The sequence below is a fragment of the Hymenobacter volaticus genome, assembly GCF_022921055.1.
Classification (GTDB): Bacteria; Bacteroidota; Bacteroidia; order Cytophagales; family Hymenobacteraceae; genus Hymenobacter; species Hymenobacter volaticus.
Genome location: NZ_CP095061.1, coordinates 5,092,569 through 5,108,375 on the forward strand (window position 1 = coordinate 5,092,569; position 15,807 = coordinate 5,108,375).

At 55.6% G+C, this 15,807-nt stretch carries 21 protein-coding genes; 11 read left to right on the plus strand and 10 right to left on the minus strand.

Going from position 1 to position 15,807, the window contains the following annotated elements; translation table 11 throughout:
• The first annotated feature begins 118 nt into the window (after positions 1 to 118).
• Both MUN86_RS22235 and MUN86_RS22240 read left to right on the plus strand, forming a co-directional pair.
• Complete coding sequence (locus MUN86_RS22235) at positions 119 to 2,215, plus strand: beta-galactosidase (protein WP_245120155.1); 2,097 nt, start codon at positions 119 to 121, stop codon at positions 2,213 to 2,215.
• A gap of 473 nt (positions 2,216 to 2,688) precedes the next feature.
• The gene (locus MUN86_RS22240; RefSeq protein WP_245120156.1) at positions 2,689 to 3,540 is read left to right on the plus strand and encodes a pirin family protein; all 852 of its coding nucleotides are present in this window, start codon (positions 2,689 to 2,691) and stop codon (positions 3,538 to 3,540) included.
• A gap of 147 nt (positions 3,541 to 3,687) precedes the next feature.
• Here MUN86_RS22240 and MUN86_RS22245 read toward each other — a convergent pair whose 3' ends face one another.
• Complete coding sequence (locus tag MUN86_RS22245) at positions 3,688 to 4,773, minus strand: NADH:flavin oxidoreductase/NADH oxidase (RefSeq protein WP_280640561.1); 1,086 nt, start codon at positions 4,771 to 4,773, stop codon at positions 3,688 to 3,690.
• A gap of 132 nt (positions 4,774 to 4,905) precedes the next feature.
• Positions 4,906 to 5,181: a hypothetical protein gene (locus tag MUN86_RS22250; protein WP_245120157.1), complete on the minus strand. Its 276-nt coding sequence runs from the start codon at positions 5,179 to 5,181 to the stop codon at positions 4,906 to 4,908.
• 340 nt (positions 5,182 to 5,521) lie between these two features.
• On the opposite strand from MUN86_RS22250, the gene MUN86_RS22255 reads away from it, so the two are divergent.
• A complete protein-coding gene (locus tag MUN86_RS22255; RefSeq protein WP_245120158.1) occupies positions 5,522 to 5,992 on the plus strand; it encodes an SUKH-3 domain-containing protein in 471 nt (156 codons plus the stop codon).
• Positions 5,993 to 6,133: 141 nt separating this feature from the next.
• A complete protein-coding gene (locus MUN86_RS22260; RefSeq protein ID WP_245120159.1) occupies positions 6,134 to 6,679 on the plus strand; it encodes a GNAT family N-acetyltransferase in 546 nt (181 codons plus the stop codon).
• A 34-nt stretch (positions 6,680 to 6,713) separates the two neighbouring features.
• On the opposite strand, the gene MUN86_RS22265 is transcribed toward MUN86_RS22260, so the two are convergent.
• Positions 6,714 to 7,499, minus strand: a complete 786-nt coding sequence (locus tag MUN86_RS22265) for a PPK2 family polyphosphate kinase (RefSeq protein ID WP_245120160.1) — start codon at positions 7,497 to 7,499, stop codon at positions 6,714 to 6,716.
• Positions 7,500 to 7,873: 374 nt separating this feature from the next.
• Between MUN86_RS22265 and MUN86_RS22270 the strand changes: the two genes are divergently transcribed.
• Entirely contained in the window at positions 7,874 to 8,224 is a 351-nt protein-coding gene (locus MUN86_RS22270) for an Hsp20/alpha crystallin family protein (RefSeq protein WP_245120161.1), read from the plus strand.
• 156 nt (positions 8,225 to 8,380) lie between these two features.
• Here the strand turns inward: MUN86_RS22270 and MUN86_RS22275 are convergent, their stop codons facing one another.
• Complete coding sequence (locus MUN86_RS22275) at positions 8,381 to 8,704, minus strand: hypothetical protein (protein WP_245120162.1); 324 nt, start codon at positions 8,702 to 8,704, stop codon at positions 8,381 to 8,383.
• Between the two features lie 71 nt (positions 8,705 to 8,775).
• Entirely contained in the window at positions 8,776 to 9,054 is a 279-nt protein-coding gene (locus tag MUN86_RS22280) for a VF530 family protein (RefSeq protein WP_245120163.1), read from the minus strand.
• A 119-nt stretch (positions 9,055 to 9,173) separates the two neighbouring features.
• Between MUN86_RS22280 and MUN86_RS22285 the strand changes: the two genes are divergently transcribed.
• From MUN86_RS22285 to MUN86_RS22295, 3 genes are all read left to right on the plus strand, one after another.
• Positions 9,174 to 10,001, plus strand: a complete 828-nt coding sequence (locus MUN86_RS22285) for a glycoside hydrolase family 25 protein (protein ID WP_245120164.1) — start codon at positions 9,174 to 9,176, stop codon at positions 9,999 to 10,001.
• A gap of 129 nt (positions 10,002 to 10,130) precedes the next feature.
• Positions 10,131 to 10,481: a septal ring lytic transglycosylase RlpA family protein gene (locus tag MUN86_RS22290; RefSeq protein ID WP_245120165.1), complete on the plus strand. Its 351-nt coding sequence runs from the start codon at positions 10,131 to 10,133 to the stop codon at positions 10,479 to 10,481.
• Positions 10,482 to 10,551: 70 nt separating this feature from the next.
• A complete protein-coding gene (locus MUN86_RS22295; RefSeq protein ID WP_245120166.1) occupies positions 10,552 to 10,746 on the plus strand; it encodes a hypothetical protein in 195 nt (64 codons plus the stop codon).
• Positions 10,747 to 10,826: 80 nt separating this feature from the next.
• On the opposite strand, the gene MUN86_RS22300 is transcribed toward MUN86_RS22295, so the two are convergent.
• Positions 10,827 to 11,240, minus strand: coding sequence for a DUF6799 domain-containing protein (locus MUN86_RS22300; protein WP_245120167.1), 414 nt, complete (start codon positions 11,238 to 11,240; stop codon positions 10,827 to 10,829).
• Between the two features lie 162 nt (positions 11,241 to 11,402).
• On the opposite strand from MUN86_RS22300, the gene MUN86_RS22305 reads away from it, so the two are divergent.
• The 3 genes from MUN86_RS22305 to MUN86_RS22315 all read left to right on the plus strand — a co-directional run bounded on the left by MUN86_RS22305 (position 11,403) and on the right by MUN86_RS22315 (position 13,199).
• Positions 11,403 to 11,744 carry a DUF3140 domain-containing protein gene (locus tag MUN86_RS22305; protein WP_245120168.1) on the plus strand — a complete coding sequence of 114 codons (342 nt, stop codon included), beginning with the start codon at positions 11,403 to 11,405 and terminating at the stop codon, positions 11,742 to 11,744.
• 192 nt (positions 11,745 to 11,936) lie between these two features.
• Entirely contained in the window at positions 11,937 to 12,848 is a 912-nt protein-coding gene (locus MUN86_RS22310) for a DnaJ C-terminal domain-containing protein (protein WP_245120169.1), read from the plus strand.
• Positions 12,849 to 12,866: 18 nt separating this feature from the next.
• Positions 12,867 to 13,199 carry a MerR family transcriptional regulator gene (locus tag MUN86_RS22315; protein ID WP_245120170.1) on the plus strand — a complete coding sequence of 111 codons (333 nt, stop codon included), beginning with the start codon at positions 12,867 to 12,869 and terminating at the stop codon, positions 13,197 to 13,199.
• Positions 13,200 to 13,279: 80 nt separating this feature from the next.
• On the opposite strand, the gene MUN86_RS22320 is transcribed toward MUN86_RS22315, so the two are convergent.
• The 4 genes from MUN86_RS22320 to MUN86_RS22335 all read right to left on the minus strand — a co-directional run bounded on the left by MUN86_RS22320 (position 13,280) and on the right by MUN86_RS22335 (position 15,777).
• Entirely contained in the window at positions 13,280 to 14,017 is a 738-nt protein-coding gene (locus tag MUN86_RS22320) for a ZIP family metal transporter (RefSeq protein ID WP_245120171.1), read from the minus strand.
• Between the two features lie 84 nt (positions 14,018 to 14,101).
• Positions 14,102 to 14,851: a class I SAM-dependent methyltransferase gene (locus tag MUN86_RS22325; RefSeq protein WP_245120172.1), complete on the minus strand. Its 750-nt coding sequence runs from the start codon at positions 14,849 to 14,851 to the stop codon at positions 14,102 to 14,104.
• A gap of 269 nt (positions 14,852 to 15,120) precedes the next feature.
• The gene (locus MUN86_RS22330) at positions 15,121 to 15,381 is read right to left on the minus strand and encodes a heavy metal-binding domain-containing protein (protein WP_245120173.1); all 261 of its coding nucleotides are present in this window, start codon (positions 15,379 to 15,381) and stop codon (positions 15,121 to 15,123) included.
• A gap of 12 nt (positions 15,382 to 15,393) precedes the next feature.
• Positions 15,394 to 15,777, minus strand: coding sequence for a hypothetical protein (locus MUN86_RS22335; RefSeq protein WP_245120174.1), 384 nt, complete (start codon positions 15,775 to 15,777; stop codon positions 15,394 to 15,396).
• Between the last annotated feature and the right edge of the window lie 30 nt (positions 15,778 to 15,807).

Below are 15,807 nucleotides of genomic sequence, written 5' to 3' on the forward strand. Positions count from 1 at the left end.
TTAGCGTTGCGGGGTTGGCGCTATTTCGGGTGCTAATCTTTATTGGAAACAGATAAACATCTTTGCATGAAGCAGCGCCGCGCTTCTTGTTTTTGCCATCAACCTCCTCCCTTATCCTATGAACAAAGTTCTTCTCTTGCTGCTGCTGTGGTGCAGTGCCGTGAGCGGCTTCGCCCAATCGGCGCAGTCGCCGCAACGCTTCTTCCCCAAGGAAAAGCTCACGCAGATTGGCGTGTACTACTACCCCGAGCACTGGGACGAAAGCCAATGGGACCGGGACATCAAGAAGATAGCCGACCTGGGGTTCGAGTACATCCACGTGGGCGAGTTTGCCTGGGCGTTTATGGAGCCCAAGGAAGGCAAGTACGACTTCCGGTGGCTCGATAAAGTGGTGGACCTGGCCGATAAGAACAAGATGCGGGTGATTATGTGCACCCCGACACCGACGCCCCCGGTTTGGCTCACGCAGAAGCACCCCGAGATATTCCAGCGCAACAGCGAAGGCCAAGCCGCCGAGCACGGTTCGCGCAACAACTACTCCACCTCCAGCGACATATACCGCAAGTACACCGAGCAAATCGTGACCGAGCTGGGCAAGCGCTACGGCAAAGACAAGCGCATCATGGGCTGGCAGCTCGACAACGAACCCGCCCGCGGCGTCGACTTCAGCCCGGCCGCCCAACAGAAATTTCGGGAGTGGCTGAAGAAGAAATACAACACCATCGAGGCGCTGAACAAGGCTTGGGGCGCGGCCTTCTGGAGCATCATGTACAACGATTTCGAACAGATCAACATCCCGAACCAGCGGCTGCTCTACGGTCCGAGCCCCCACGCCGTGCTGGATTCCAAGCGTTTTGTGGCCGACCAGATGGCGGGCTTCCTGGACTTCCAGGCCGCCACGCTGCGCAAGCATCTGTCGCCGGATCAGTGGATTATGACCAACTACATGGTGATGGAAAACGCGCCCGGCTTCGACCCGACCCGCACCAAGAACCTGGACTTTACTTGCTACACGAAGTACCCCGTGCACGGCGCCGACGAGATGCTCGGCGACAAAGGATTCCGGGTGGGTTCAATGTCGGGCTTGGCCTTCCTCAACGACTACCACCATGCTCTTAACAAAGGGGTGTTCGGGGTGATGGAATTGCAGCCGGGCCAAGTGAACTGGGGTGCCATCAATCCGCAGCCCGAGCCGGGTGCAGTGCGCATGTGGCTGTGGCACACCTTTGCGGGCGGCACGGCCCTCAACTGCACCTACCGCTTCCGACAGCCGCTGTACGGCTCCGAGATGTACCACTACGGCATCGTGGGTTCCGATGGCGTGACGACTACGCCGGGCGGCCTGGAGTTTGCCAAGTACATCACAGAAGTAAAGGCGCTCCGCAAACAATACAAGCCCGCCACGCCGCCCGCTGAATTCACTACGCGGCGCACCGCCATCCTGACCAGCATGGACAACTTATGGGACCAGGACATTCAGAAGCAGACCACGCAGTGGAATCCATTTGGTCACCAAATGAAGTACTTCCTGGCCGCCAAAGCCTTGGGGGCTCCCGTTGATTTCGTGTCGGAGCAGATGGATTGGAGTATGTATAAGATGCTGGTCGTGCCGGCGTATCAGTTGGTTGATGAGGCCCTGATTGCCAAGCTGCAAGCCTACGCCAGCAACGGTGGCCAGTTGGTGGTAACTTGTCGCACCGGGCAGAAAGACCGGGACAGCCACCTGTGGCAGGCCACCTGGGCGGCGCCCATCTATAAGCTGATTGGGGCCCAAGTGCAGTTCTTCGATATGATGATGCCTGACACTGACGGCCAAGTGAGCTTTGCGGGCAAAAACTACCGCTGGAACAATTGGGGTGACGTGCTCAAGCCGACGGCTGGCACCCAAACCCTCGGCACCTACGCCAACCAATATTACGCCGGTCAAGCGGCCGTCACCCAAGTCAAGCAGGGCAAAGGCACCGTCACATACATCGGCGTCGATACGGATGGAGGCGAATTGGAAAAGAACATCATGCGGTCCGTGTACCAGCAAGCCGGCATCAAAACCGCCGACTACCCGGCCGGTGTGAACGTAGAGTACCGCGACGGATTCTGGGTGGCCGTCAACTATTCCTCGAAGCCCTACACGCTGCCTCTATCAGCTAGCAGCAAAATCGTGGTAGGTGAGAAAGTGCTGCCTTGCCCCGGCGTCACAGTCTGGACTGACAAGTAACGCTAGGTTTCTGTCTCACTTGCCCAACAGTTTACCCGCACGTCAGCTTAAGCTAGTATCAGCATTCCATAGCTTCCGGCATACTGACCTTGTACAAGTAACATTGCAATGCTAATCGTCATGCTGAGCGCAGTCGAAGCATCTCGCTCGACTCGTAACAAGGTATTGTCATGCTGAGCGGAGTGCAACGAAGCCGAAGCATCTCGCTCGACTCGTTGGACAAGCGTCAGGGTTTACCACACTAGCGAGATGCTTCGGCTGCGCTCAGCATGACGATTAGCATTGCAACCTCAGCACGGGAGAGGCACCCTTTACTTCAGGTTTGCTCCGCGTGACTGGTTTAGTTTGACTCACCAAGCCCTGCCTGATAGAGTTTGAAACAGCTATTACCTAGCGAAACGCATCGATAAACCTGGCGCTACGTTCTAGGTTTTGCGTTGAATACAGTAGAGCGTTCATTCACAATTCCTCCCATGCGCACCATTAAGCAGCAACACCAAGCCGTTAGTTCGCCCATAGCCGACTTGGTTACCTACCGGGCGTTGCCCACCCATTCGGTGGACCACCTCGACCCGTTCTTGTTTTTGAACCACCACGGTCCGCAGGTGTACCGGCCCAACAACCGGGGATTACCGTTTGGCCCGCACCCGCACCGCGGCTTCGAGACGGTGACCTTTATCCTAGAAGGTGACATCATGCACCAAGACACGGGCGGGCACCAAAGCATTATCGGGGCCGGCGGTATCCAGTGGATGACGGCCGGCAGCGGCCTGATTCATGCCGAGGTATCGTCGCTCGAGTTCAAGCGCACCGGCGGGCCGCTGGAGATTTTGCAGCTGTGGGTGAACCTACCGGCCAAAGACAAGATGACGGCGCCTGCGTACACCGGTTTGCAACAGCCAGAAATTCCGACCGTTACGCTAGACGAAGGCCGCGTAAACATCCATGCGGTATCGGGAGAGTGGGCTGGCACTGCGGGTGCTATGCAGCCGCTCTCCGACATACAGCTAGCGACCATTAACTTCCAGGCGGGCGGTAAATTGCAGCTACCCATTCCTGCCGAGCGCACCCTCTTCTTTTATACCATCCGGGGCAAGCTGCGCGTGAACGGCCAGGAAACGGAAGCACTCCGCCTCACCGAATTCAACTACGACGGCGACGAACTGCACATCGAAGCCCTGACCGACGCCGTGCTGCTGCTCGGCCACGCGTTGCCGTTTCAGGAGCCCATTGTGGCGGCTGGCCCCTTCGTGATGAACACAGAAAAACAAATCCAGGAAGCCTACCAAGATTATCAAGCCGGCAAGTTCGGTCGGTGGCAATAAACGAATACTAGATTGCCGTGGCAGGGCAAAACACCATCTTCCCTAAATCGACAAGCCCTTGACGCTAGTAGCATCAAGGGCTTGTTTTATTTGGCTATTGTTTTCTTACTGACCGCAAAGAGAACCTTGTCGGCACGCCTTACTGCCTTAGCGTTTCTCAGGTCGGGGTTGGGCGCGCTCGTATTGAACGGGCCACTTCACCTCGGCGCCTAGCTCGTGGGCGGCGTGCAGCGGGAAGTACGGGTCGCGCAGCAATTCGCGGGCAAGCAGCACGAGGTCGGCTTGGCCTTTGGCAACAATTTCTTCGGCTTGCGCAGCCGTGGTAATCATGCCCACGGCACCAGTCGGCAGGCCGGTTTCTTCCCGAACGCGGGTGGCGAAGGGCACTTGGTAGCCCGGGCCAACGGGAATGTCGGCCTTGGGCACGTTGCCGCCGGTGGAGCAGTCGATTAAGTCAACGCCTCGCTCTTTCAATAAGTTAGCTAGGACAATGGAGTCATCGATGGTCCAGCCGCCTTCGGTCCAATCGGTGGCCGAGATACGCACGAGCAGCGGCAAGTGGTCGGGCAGGACGGCGCGGGTGTCTTCGGTTACTTCCAACAACAAGCGGCAGCGGTTCTCGAACGAGCCGCCGTACTCGTCGGTGCGGTGGTTGCTGAGCGGCGACAAAAACTCATGGAACAAGTAGCCATGCGCGGCGTGCAACTCAATCACCTGGAAACCGGCCTCCAGTGAACGGCGAGTAGCTTCCCGAAAATCAACTCGCACCTTCTCGATGCCCGCTTTATCGAGTTCCAGCGGCGCGGCTTCGGTATCTATAAAAGGCTCGGCGCTCGGTGCCACTGTCGGCCAGCCCCCGGCAGTTTCGGGTACCAGGGCACCTCCTTTCCAAGGACTGGCGTGGCTGGCTTTGCGGCCGGCGTGGGCCAACTGAATACCGGCCACGGAACCTTGGCTGGCAATGAAGTCGGTGATGCGGCGCAGGCCCACTATGTGGTCGTCTTTCCAGATGCCGAGGTCGTCGGGCGTGATGCGGCCCTCCGGCGAGACGGCCGCGGCCTCACTTATAATCAGGCCGGCGCCTCCCACGGCGCGGCTGCCGAGGTGCACGAGGTGCCAATCGTTGGCAAAACCATCTTGGCTGCTGTATTCGCACATCGGCGACACAGTGATGCGGTTGCGAAACGTAACCCCTCGCAAGGTGAAGGGCGTGAAGAGCGTGGAAGCAGACATATAAACAGACTGAAAATGCAAATAGGGTGATCTGCATTAACTGCTCCTGTCGCGCAAGGTTTTGCTTACCTCAGGCTTGCACTAGCTCGGTGTCGAGCTTTGTTGGCAGCCATAGGGCTGATACTTAACTGTCTACTGGCCGTTTGTGCGTCCTGTTGCGGGCACTGCTTTGGGCTTCGCCTTTTTCTGCTCTGTTTTGGACTTGCTGGTTTTTAGTTCTGATTTCTGCTGGGTTGCTTTTTGAGCAGAGGCGTCGACATCCAGCGTCACTCTGTGCGCGGAGGGTTGCGGAGTGGCTCGCGGACTGGCAGGTGGCGGTGGTACGGTGAGGGTGCCCTGTGCCTGTAGTGCGGGCACGATTCCAATCAAACCACTTAGTACCATCAAGGAAAACAACAGCTTTTTCATAGCAGGAAATTTAGATACGCATAACATGCACTCTTTTAGGGGCAACAGAAAAGAGCAAGTGCACTAAAAGAATAGCAAAGACTCTACAATTAGTAGCCTGTTGCATTACCTACCCATTTTCTTGCTGTTTGCTTGTTGATTGTCAAATCGTTACTAAAGCGGACAGTAAGTTGCCAATACCTTCTGCACAGCAACTTTTTGCTAGTACTTGCTACCCCGACATGCACGAGCCGCTAATGTTGAGTTGCGGGCATATCGGCAACCTTTCGCATTAAAATATTTTTAATTCTATGTATATGTGTTACTATCTTACTCCGGTTCATGTCTGACTCCGCTCCTTATGTTTGCTTTTTCCAACGAGGTGCATCATATCATGACGGAGGCGGGCTGGTTTCCAGGGCGTAGCGTCGACACGCAGTTGTATCGGCAGCAGGCCAGACGATTGCGGTTACCTTGGCTGCCTGCCGCCGACAAGTTCCTACGAGAATTTGGCGGCCTCTCCTGCTATTTCACCCGTCATGATCATAGCACCAGCCAAGCTTTCTTTGAGGTGGAAAGAGGCGCCGCATTTCCTGAATTGCCGCACCTACTGCACGAGTATAGTCCGCGCGTCCCGCACCAAACATTAAGCGTAGTAGGCTTGGCTTATTCTGATCCACTGTGCTTGCTCATGGACCAAGGAGGTGCTCTTTACGGTGCTTTCGCCGGCGGATTTTATCACATTGCTCAAGAAGGTGTGGCAGGCATAGAAGCTATTGTATTGGATTGGCCTTTCAAGGAGATTCCGCCTTTATTCGCCAAAGAAGGGTAGTGAACTACCTCTTGGTTGTACCCGAGAGTTGAGTGATTTGCCTAGACGGTAGTGGCAATTATGTCAGTGTGTTAGGCGGCAAGCACAGGCCTCGTCCTGCCACAACTACTACCTAGCCGGCCAGTACGCGTATATTCCGGCATGATTCCGCTTATCCATCAAACGCCCCGCCTTACACTGCTAGCCGCTAGCCGAGCCCTGCTTACCGCCGAACTGCACAAGCCGCGTTACTTTCCCGTCTTGCTTGGCGCGGTACTACCCACCGATTGGCCTCCCGGCGAATACGACGAGGATGCTATGCGCTTTTTCCTTGATCAACTCACGGCTGGGGGCCGCACCGCTGCTGGCTGGTATGGGTGGTATGCCATCCGCAAGGCCACACCTACCTCACCCAAAACGCTTGTTGGGGCTGGTGGCTTCATGGGCCCACCAGATGCCAGCGGCACTGCTGAAATCGGCTACTCCATAGCCGCCGACTGGCGTGGTCAAGGCTTGGCCACCGAACTAGTAACCGGCTTGATCGAGCAGGCGGAACGCACGGGCATGGTGCGCCGCCTAATAGCCCATACCCTCCCCGACAATCCGGCTTCACAGCAAGTCTTGCTAGCCAATGGTTTTCAGACCATGGGGCTTGATCCCGAAGGACGCGTGCGCTTCGAGCGAATCGTGGAGCCGCAAGCTTTGTAGCCTGCCACGTTTCGCCGCTCAGGGCAGCTCGAATTTACCGCATCGCCTTAGCCTTCGGACGTTCTTCTTTTGAATGAGGGTATTGCGGATCGAGTTTGGCTAACGTATCGCGCAGGGCATTAGCAACGGCGTAGGCTTTGTACCAGTTTTGGTCGGCAGGAATTATCTGCCATGGGCAACTGCTTGGATTGCAGTACTCGAACACGTCTTCATACACCGCACGGTATTCCGGCCACTGTTTGGCTTTGTTTTCGTCGCCAGCTTCGTATTTCCACTGCTTCTCAGGGTCAGTGATACGCTCTTGTAAGCGCTGCTGCTGCTCTTTTTCCGATACGTGCAAGTAGAATTTAAGGATAGTGGTGCCCGCCTGTTGCAACAGCTTCTCGAAGTTGTTGATGGCCACAAACCGGCGCCGAGCTTCTTCGGTCGTTACCTGCCCCGACACTCTCGTTACAAGCACGTCTTCGTAATGGGAGCGGTTGAACACATGAATCATGCCCTTGGGCGGCACTTGCTGATGCACCCGCCACAGAAAGTCGTGGGACAGTTCCAACTCGGTGGGCTCCTTAAACGAGTGTATCCGTACGCCCTGCGGATTGAGGCCGCTGAATACCCGCCGAATCAGGCCGTCTTTGCCGCTGGCATCCATTCCTTGCAACACCACCAATATGCTGCGCGTGTTCTCGGCGTAGAGGCGGTCTTGCAACGCAATCAACTCCTGCTTGATGCTCTTCATCTGCCGCAGGGTAGCAGTTTTGTGGAAGTTGGCGGGGGCATGGCTGGGCAGTTCAACCAAGTTGAATTCGTCGGAAGTTTTCATGGCGAAGGGCAGAGGTAGTACGCAAGATTACCTTTGAACGTAGCTTGACGCACGAAGGGTGGCTCCAAAACCAATAATGAGTCTGCTCGGATACGAATTCCAAGTGCATAATCCTGCATGTATGCCTCCAGAGCAGCTTTTCAGGCTGCCTGACAAGATTATCACAGGATTCTGTCTACTTGCAAAAGACGTCTTTTTCTCCGCCACAATGGCCGATGAAGTCCAATTGCTGGCCCATAAGGTCTGCCTTTCTGTCTGAAACAGGGTCTCCTGCTTACCCCTGAATTGTTGGTACACAGTTTGTATTATCCCTTCCGTAACTACGAAAGGAAACACAACCAATGAACTTGATAAGCAGAGAATTCATCCGCAATATGGCTCCGCAACTCGACCTGCTCAACACGTTGGGCGGTGGTATTGCACAAGCCCAAATGCGGGTTGATAAGCTAAAGAAAGGCGTGGTTATTCGGGTAGCAGCTCCTTCAGTTAGCCCCGAGAACGTCCACGTCGTACTCAACAACAACCGGATGACGGTATATGGCGAATTCCGCCACCAGCCTGAAGACCAGTTGGGCGCGCCCCTCTTTACGCGCATCCTCGACTTGCCCGCTAACCTGGACTTGTCGCGTATTGATGCCATTCACGAGAACAACGAGCTGCAAGTGCGCATTCCTTATCTGGACCCAAGCAGCCAACAGCGCGAAATCGAAATCAAGCAGCGTTAGTCTTTATCAGCGCTTGCCTATAACGCCGGGACCGACCGGTACCCTTTCTCAACAGCCACTGCCTCCCGCGGTGGCTTTTTTTTGCCCTTCCTTTTCTGGTTCTGGCGCTAGACTGGTTCTCTCCCCAGAGGGGAAGGAACCAGAGTTTACGGTCTGCTAACTGAACAACGGAATCAGCAGCACAAATCCCATGAGCAGCGACAAATAAAACCAGCCCATTACTTGCCCCCGATACCGACGTGGCAGTTGGTTGCTGAGCGTTAACACTGCTACCACGACCAAGGCGAGATACAGCAGCAGAAATACCACTGTTTTCACCCAATTAGGCACGATGGTATTTTCGGGTTGGAGCTGGTTGGCCATCCCAAGCGGCGACGTTGCCCACCGGAGCAGGTGGTAAGCTGCTGTTTCAAAAACAACGAAGAACACGAAACCCACCAACAACGCCAGCGGACCAGATTTTTCAGTGATATCGGCCATAGGTGGCAACTAAGGGAGTGAACGAGAACAAGCCTGTAATAAGCTGCTAGTAAAGCAGTTTCACCTAGCCCTTACTTGTGCTTGGCGTTTACTTCGGCAGTGCGGGTATCAATGTACAATGCTTCCACTTTAGCGCGAGCCCAAGGCGTGCGGCGCAGAAAAGTGAGGGTTGATTTCACGCTTGGGTTTTCCGCAAAACAGTTCATGCGCAGCCGCTGATCCAGTCCCGACCAGCCGTAGTGCGCTTGCAAATACTCGACGATAGAGGCCAGCGTAACACCGTGTAGTTCACGGATGAGGTGCCCATTTTCGTCGCGGGCATCGGAAGCAGAAGAGGTAGATACAGACATAGCAAGCAAGAAAATAAAACGTGGGACAAGGTCGTAAAAAAGCGGCCACTAACTGGTAGTTTACGCTAGTAAGACACTAGTCAACGCGCTGCGGCGTTACTTTTGCCATGACCACTCTCATGAAACGTCGCCTTGCCCCTCCTGCGTCTCCCGCCCCGTGGCGTCCGCTGCTTCGCTGGATGGGGTTGCTGTTGTTGGTGGCGACGCTGGTTTTTTATGGGCATTATCGGCGCCAGTTGCACCGCCACGTACGCCGGGCATGGGCCTCTTTCGCGAGCGGACGCCTGACTGGCCGCGAGAAAACGCCGTTGCTAGCGGGCTACGCCGTGCACGGCATTGATGTGTCGTCGTACCAAGGGCGTATCGACTGGAAGGAAGTATCGCGCAACCACGTGAAGTTTGCTTTCATCAAAGCTACGGAAGGCGTCACGATGCGTGACTCTCGCTTTCAGCGCAACTGGAATGCCGCCCGCCAAGCCGGTATCTACCGCGGCGCCTACCACTACTTTCAGCCCACCTACGACGGCGCCCGGCAAGCCAACCTTTTCACCCGCACCGTGCCCCTGGCCCCCGGCGACCTGCCTCCGGTGCTCGATGTCGAACACGCCGAATTCCACGATGTATCCGTCATGCGCCGTAATGTGGCCGTGTGGCTACGGCTGGTTGAGCGCCACTACGGCGTGCGCCCTATCCTATACTCCAACTACAGCTTCTACAAGCGCTACCTCGCCGGCCACTTCGACAAGTACCCGCTGTGGCTGGCGCACTACGAGGTCGACCAACCGCGCTTGCCGCGTGAGAAGTGGATTATCTGGCAGCATTCCGACGAGTCCTACATTCCAGGTATCCGCGGCACCGTGGATTTCAACGTCTTTCAGGGCAGTTTTCAAAGCTTGCTAGCGTTGCGCATTCCGGCTAAGGTAGTTACCACGCAGCCCGCCAAGTAAGGTGCCCCTATGTAACTGGACTGTATATTTTTGAGCTACTACCTTATGAAGATTCTTTCCTTTTCCGCTCGCATAATGTGCCAGAAATGCCTCTGTGCTTGGCGCTTCTCTGTCTCCTCTCGGGTAGCCATGGTTATGCTAACCAGCTTGCTAGGAGCGTGTTCTGGCGGCAAATCGGCTTTCACCCAAAGTGGGCAGGGTTCCTACTACGCCGACAAGTTTGAAGGACGCAAAACGGCCAGCGGCACTACCTACCGGGGCAGCAAGCGCACCGCGGCACACAACACCTTACCGTTCGGCACTGTGATTCGCGTGACGAATCCGCGCAACCACCGCTCCGTAAAAGTTACCGTCACGGACCGGGGCCCGCACGCCAAGGGCCGCATCGTGGACCTTTCCCGAAAAGCCGCCCGCAAAATCGGCATTATCGACGCCGGTGTGGCTCCCGTACAACTGAAAGTGGTGAAGAAGAAAAGATAGCCTGCTCAAGCAAGCAACTGTTGGCCAGTCACAACGCGTAAGAGCATCAACCGCCATTCAATTAAATCTCATGCGCATCCGCAAAAAAGTAGCTTGGCAAGCGCCGGTTAAGCCGGGCCGTTTCCTTGCTCTTGAGGCTTTCATAAAAGCCGCCGAAGCCCAAAGCTGGACCGAGGCCGAAGTACAGTTCGTAATTGATGAGGTAGTGGAAGCCAAAGATGACACCGAGGCCCTGGAAATTTTGCAGGACTATTCGCAACGCTAAAGCCTTAGCAGCTGCCAAGCAAAAGCGGCCCGGACCACATTGGTCCGGGCCGCTTTTGCTTGGATGAAGTACCACCGGGCTTACCGGCCCTTTTTCTTTTTCGATTTCGACTTGCTGTTGTCTCTAGTGGCTTGAATCAAGCTGTCTTGCTGCGCTTTGGCGGCGGCCGTAGTCAAGCGGCCCGACAAAGACAGATAGTCACCTTCCTTCAGAGTGGCGGTAGTGCCATCGGCCATCGTTACGGTGCCGTCGGGCTTGATCTTGGTGCCGTTCACGAGGGCTGCTTCCTGGGTAACCGGATTCGTGATACCGCTTTGCGTCATCAGCACCTTGCCCTCCTTCATTGTCACTCCATCCTTGATGCTAGCTCCTGTGCTGGCAACTCGGGCCTTGGGCTGCACCGGCTTGCGGGGCGGCACCTTCGTTTGCGCCTGCGCGGCTACGCTGCCCAATCCCAGCAGCAAAGCCAAAACAAAAGTGGAAGTTTTATTCATAGAAGCTTAGAGAAAGAAAAGGAGATGGGGAAGTAATAACAGCGTAACATACAAAAGAAGGGCCAGTTCCACTTCAACAACCCACCTCAGCACTATTTCGTTTGCCAACATACCACGGCCTGTTTGCTGGAGGATATTTCTCACTATTACAGCTTCCTACGTATGAGTTCAGCGCCCAAAACCGACGACAATATTTACGCCCAATTCAAAGCGGATGTGAACATGACCGCTGCTGAGCTAGAGAAATGGCTGAAAACCGACGAGTCGAACTCGGTGGGTCAAGACAGCGGCGACGGTCAGAGCATCGGGCACAAATCCGGTGAGCATATCATCCGTATCCTTCAGAAAAAGCAAGCCGACCTCACCCCCGACGATGAAGCCCACATGCACAAAGTGCATAGCTACGTTAGCCGCCATTCGGCCCAGAAGCCCGACTCCGATATTGAACACTCCCGCTGGCGCTATTCACTTATGAACTGGGGCCACGACCCTACGAAAAAGTAAAAGCCCTACAACTTACAGCATTGCCGCGGCCCCGGTTTGTCTTGCCCAGACGAGCCGGGGCCGCGTGTTTTACATTCGGCCTAGAGTGCTTTTTCGTGGGTTGCCTTGGCATGGCGCAACATATATTCGTAAAGTTGTCGTAGGCAGCATGTCGTTTTTCGCTTCTGTCTTTATTGCCTCTATTTTGCCAGCATGGAATACAAGGATTATTACAAGGCGCTGGGCGTAGATAAAAACGCCACCACCGACCAGATCAAGAAAGCCTACCGCAAACTGGCCCGCCAATATCACCCCGACGTGAACCCCAACAATCCGGAGGCGGAGCGTAAGTTCAAGGAAGTGAACGAGGCCAACGAAGTGCTTTCGGACGAGGAAAAGCGTCGCAAGTACGACGAACTAGGAACCGATTGGCAACGGTATCAGCAAGCGGGCGCGGGCCGCGGCCAAGCGCAAGGCGGCTTCGACTGGTCACAGTATGCGCAACAAGGTGGGTTCAGCGGTGCCGACTTCGGCGACGGCGCCGACTTCTCGGACTTTTTCGGCTCTATCTTCGGCAACATGGGTGGCCGCTCTGGTGGTACCCGCGCCGGAGCTGGCTCCGACTATCAGGCCGAATTAGAACTGACGCTGGAAGATGCTTACCGCGGCGGTCCGCGCACCCTCAACGTGAGCGGTAAAAGCCTACGCATCACTATCCATCCGGGCGTCGAGGATGGCCAAACCATCCGGCTGCGCGACCAAGGAGCCCCCGGCCGCAACGGAGGCCCCAATGGCTCGCTCTACATCACGCTGCGCGTACTGCCCGACCCACGCTTTGCCCGCAACGGCAACGACCTCACGCAGGAAGTGCAAGTACCACTCTACCGCGCCTTGCTAGGTGGCGAGCAGGTGGTCGATACCTTGTCGGGGCCAGTGAAAATCAACATCAAGCCCGAAACGCAAAACGGCACCCGTCTACGGCTGCGGGGCAAAGGCTTTCCGGTGTACCGGAAAGAAGGGCAGTTTGGCGACTTATACCTCCGCCTGACAGTACAGCTTCCGCAGCAGCTCACTGACAAAGAGAAAGAGTTGATTCGGCAATTAGCCGCCCTGCGCAATGACTAACCCCGTGACCCAAACGCTATGAAAACCCACATTATCAGCATCACCTACCACGACTGCGCCTTGCGCTATGGTTTGAGTGAAAATGACTTGCGCGAATTCGCAGATCTTGGTTTGCTTGGCATTGATTCCGCTACCGGCACTATCCACGACGAGCCCGAGCACTTGGCCCGCCTGTCCCGCTTGCGGCACGAGCTAGGCTTAAGCAAAGAAGGCATCGACATCGTGCTGGCCATGCGGCAGCGGCTTCTTTCTCTCCAGCATGAACTTATGCTCCAGCGTGCGCGTGCCCGGCAGTTCGAGCACCTGCTAGGCAGCACCGGACCCACCCTCGACGCCGACGACTGGCTTTAGAGCAATGGAGTAGCAGAGCAACCAAGCAAGTTGCTCGCTTATTGAATGTCATCACCTAGTTGCTCCGCTACTTTCTTATTCTACAGTAGCTCCACACCGAGCGCTAAAGCCGTGCCGGCCAAGGTAGCGGCTAGCTTGGGAAGGTTAAGACGATGCTCGGGACTAGTTTCGAACAGAATAGTGGTAGATACATGAAGGAAGTTGCCGGCCACAAAGCCAAGTAGCGCCGCATACAGTCCTCCAGTCAAAAGCTGGTCCAGTACCACGTAGTTACTGATGACGATACCTATCGGAGCGGCCAGCGCGAAAAGCACCAGAAACGGCAACGCCCGCCGGAAACTACCCAGCCGGAGCATCAGGGCGGCTACCAGCGCAAAAGCGGCCGGAATGTGGTGCAGAGCCACCCCCGTCAGAATAGCGTAAAAATTGTCGCTCACGGTGCCGGCGGCAGGCGCCTTTACCAAGATGCTGCCCTCCAGAAAGGAGTGAACCAAAAGCGAAAACAACAGCAGAAAAGGTACGTGCCCGGCGTGTGAAGTATGATGATGTACATGCCCATGCTCTACACCCTGCGAAAATACCTCCAGCACCAACTGCCCAAAAAACCCGGCCAACACAAAGTAGCCAATGCGGTGCATATCGCCAGGCACCAGCAGGAGGGCTTCGGGCAGCAAGTGGGTGATAGTGAGTGTGAATAGATAAGCGCCGCTAAAAGCGAGCAGCGGCTTCATCCAAGTAGTACTGGCTGTTGGCACCAGTTGAGTAGCCCAGCCGGCTCCCAACACAGTACAGAACAACAGCAGAACGGCAAACCACATAGAAGAACGAGAAAGTTGTTTTAGAATTTGATAGCTGTGCTTGGCATCCCAGCCTATCGGTCACGCATCGAGTAGTTCAGCCACCTACTTCTTCAAGATGAAAATCATGCGCGGGCTGCTTTCTACGTCGTAAAGGTTGAGGTGGTAGTCGCCTAGCACTTCAGCCACCCGCAACCCAGCCAAGTAGAAGTACTCCTCGAACCGTTCGAGGGTGAGGGCCCGCACTCGTTCTGCATAGTGGTACTCTTGACCACTAAGGGTTTGGAAGCTGATTTCCTTTACAATGAAGTCCCGGTCTAGATGGCGATGCATGCGGAAGGTAACGCCTTCCACTACTTTCTGTTCGTGCGCTACCAATTCCCGAATAGTTCGTTCCGTGTTCAGGAAATCGATAACCATTTTGCCGCTAGGTCGCAGAGCCGCCGTAGCATTGCGCAGGGCCACCACGTTTTCGCTCTCGTCCTGAAAATAACCGAAGCTAGTGAACAGGTTCAGCACTAGATCGAAGGGACCGTACGGCAGCGGGTCGCGCATGTCGTGCACATGAAAGTGCAGCCGCGCGTGCCTTTGCTGCCGGGCCGCCGCAATACTTTCCGCCGACAAATCCACCCCGGTTACCTCATAGCCTCGCTCGCTTAACTGCAGCGCATGCCGTCCTTTGCCGCACGCCAAATCCAGCAGATGCGCGTTAGGTTTGGGGTGCAGGTGCTTTAGCAGCGTATCAATGAATGTACCTGCCTCGGTGTAGTCCCGGTTGCGGTACAGCAGATGGTAGTACGGCGAATCAAACCAGGTGCTAAACCACTCGGGCTCAGGCGCAGCAACTTGTGACATAAGCAAACAAAAGCAGGCACAGAGACCATGTGGTCAGCCTGCATAACCCGGGAAATTTCTTTAGCTGCAAGCCAAATAATCTCTCGCTTGAACTAGATAGAAGTCCGATACCGCTGTTGCAGCTAGTAGGCGTTAGCTCACCGTACGGGCTTATTATGCAACAATGTTACAAAATAGTTACAATATCAGTACGCTCTTGAAAGAGAAAGAGGAACCCAAGTAGCGCGTCTGCTACTCGGATTCCTCTTCAATTACGGTTAAGCAGCTAGCTACTGTGCCGCCGGCTTATGGTCAGGGTTTGGTTCCAAGGCCATATCGCACACCGGGCATTTGCCAGGTTCGTTGCTAGCACTGCCTTCGCAGCCCATCGGGCAGATATAGGCAGCTGCTACAGCCGGAGCTGCGCCAGTACCATCTGCTGCCGGAGCAGTTGCAGAAGTAGCTGGTTTGCTCTCACACCCCATTGATAAGCCGGTACCAGCAGTTAGTAACACGGCTATTGCAGCCCGCGTCCAGGAAAATCCTTTCATGCTTCGCAACGCCTATTCGTGAGGCTGGGCCTTATTTACAGCGGGAGCTGGCTCGTCTTCAGACTTTACTGGCTTCGCGCCCGCCGCCGCACGGTCTTCGGCTCGCTTGGTTACTTCTGCTTTTTTAGCATCTGCCGATACGTTAGCATCAGCACTAGGCCGCTCCCGGCCTTCTAGGTCTACGTGCGAGCTAATTGGGCGCTCAATGGCGCCGCCTTTGCTTTGGTCGGCAGCGGCAGCCGTATGCTGGTCGAAGTTGTCGGAGGAGCGGGAACCGGGCTCCACCATATCCACCGATACTTTATTCTCGGGCCGCCAATCGGAAGGCTCGCTGCTGCAAGCGGCTAGGGAAAGCGTGGCTACGGCCAGGGCGGAAAGCACAAGTTGCTTGGTCATATTCTTGGTTTATGGATTGTTAAGTGATTA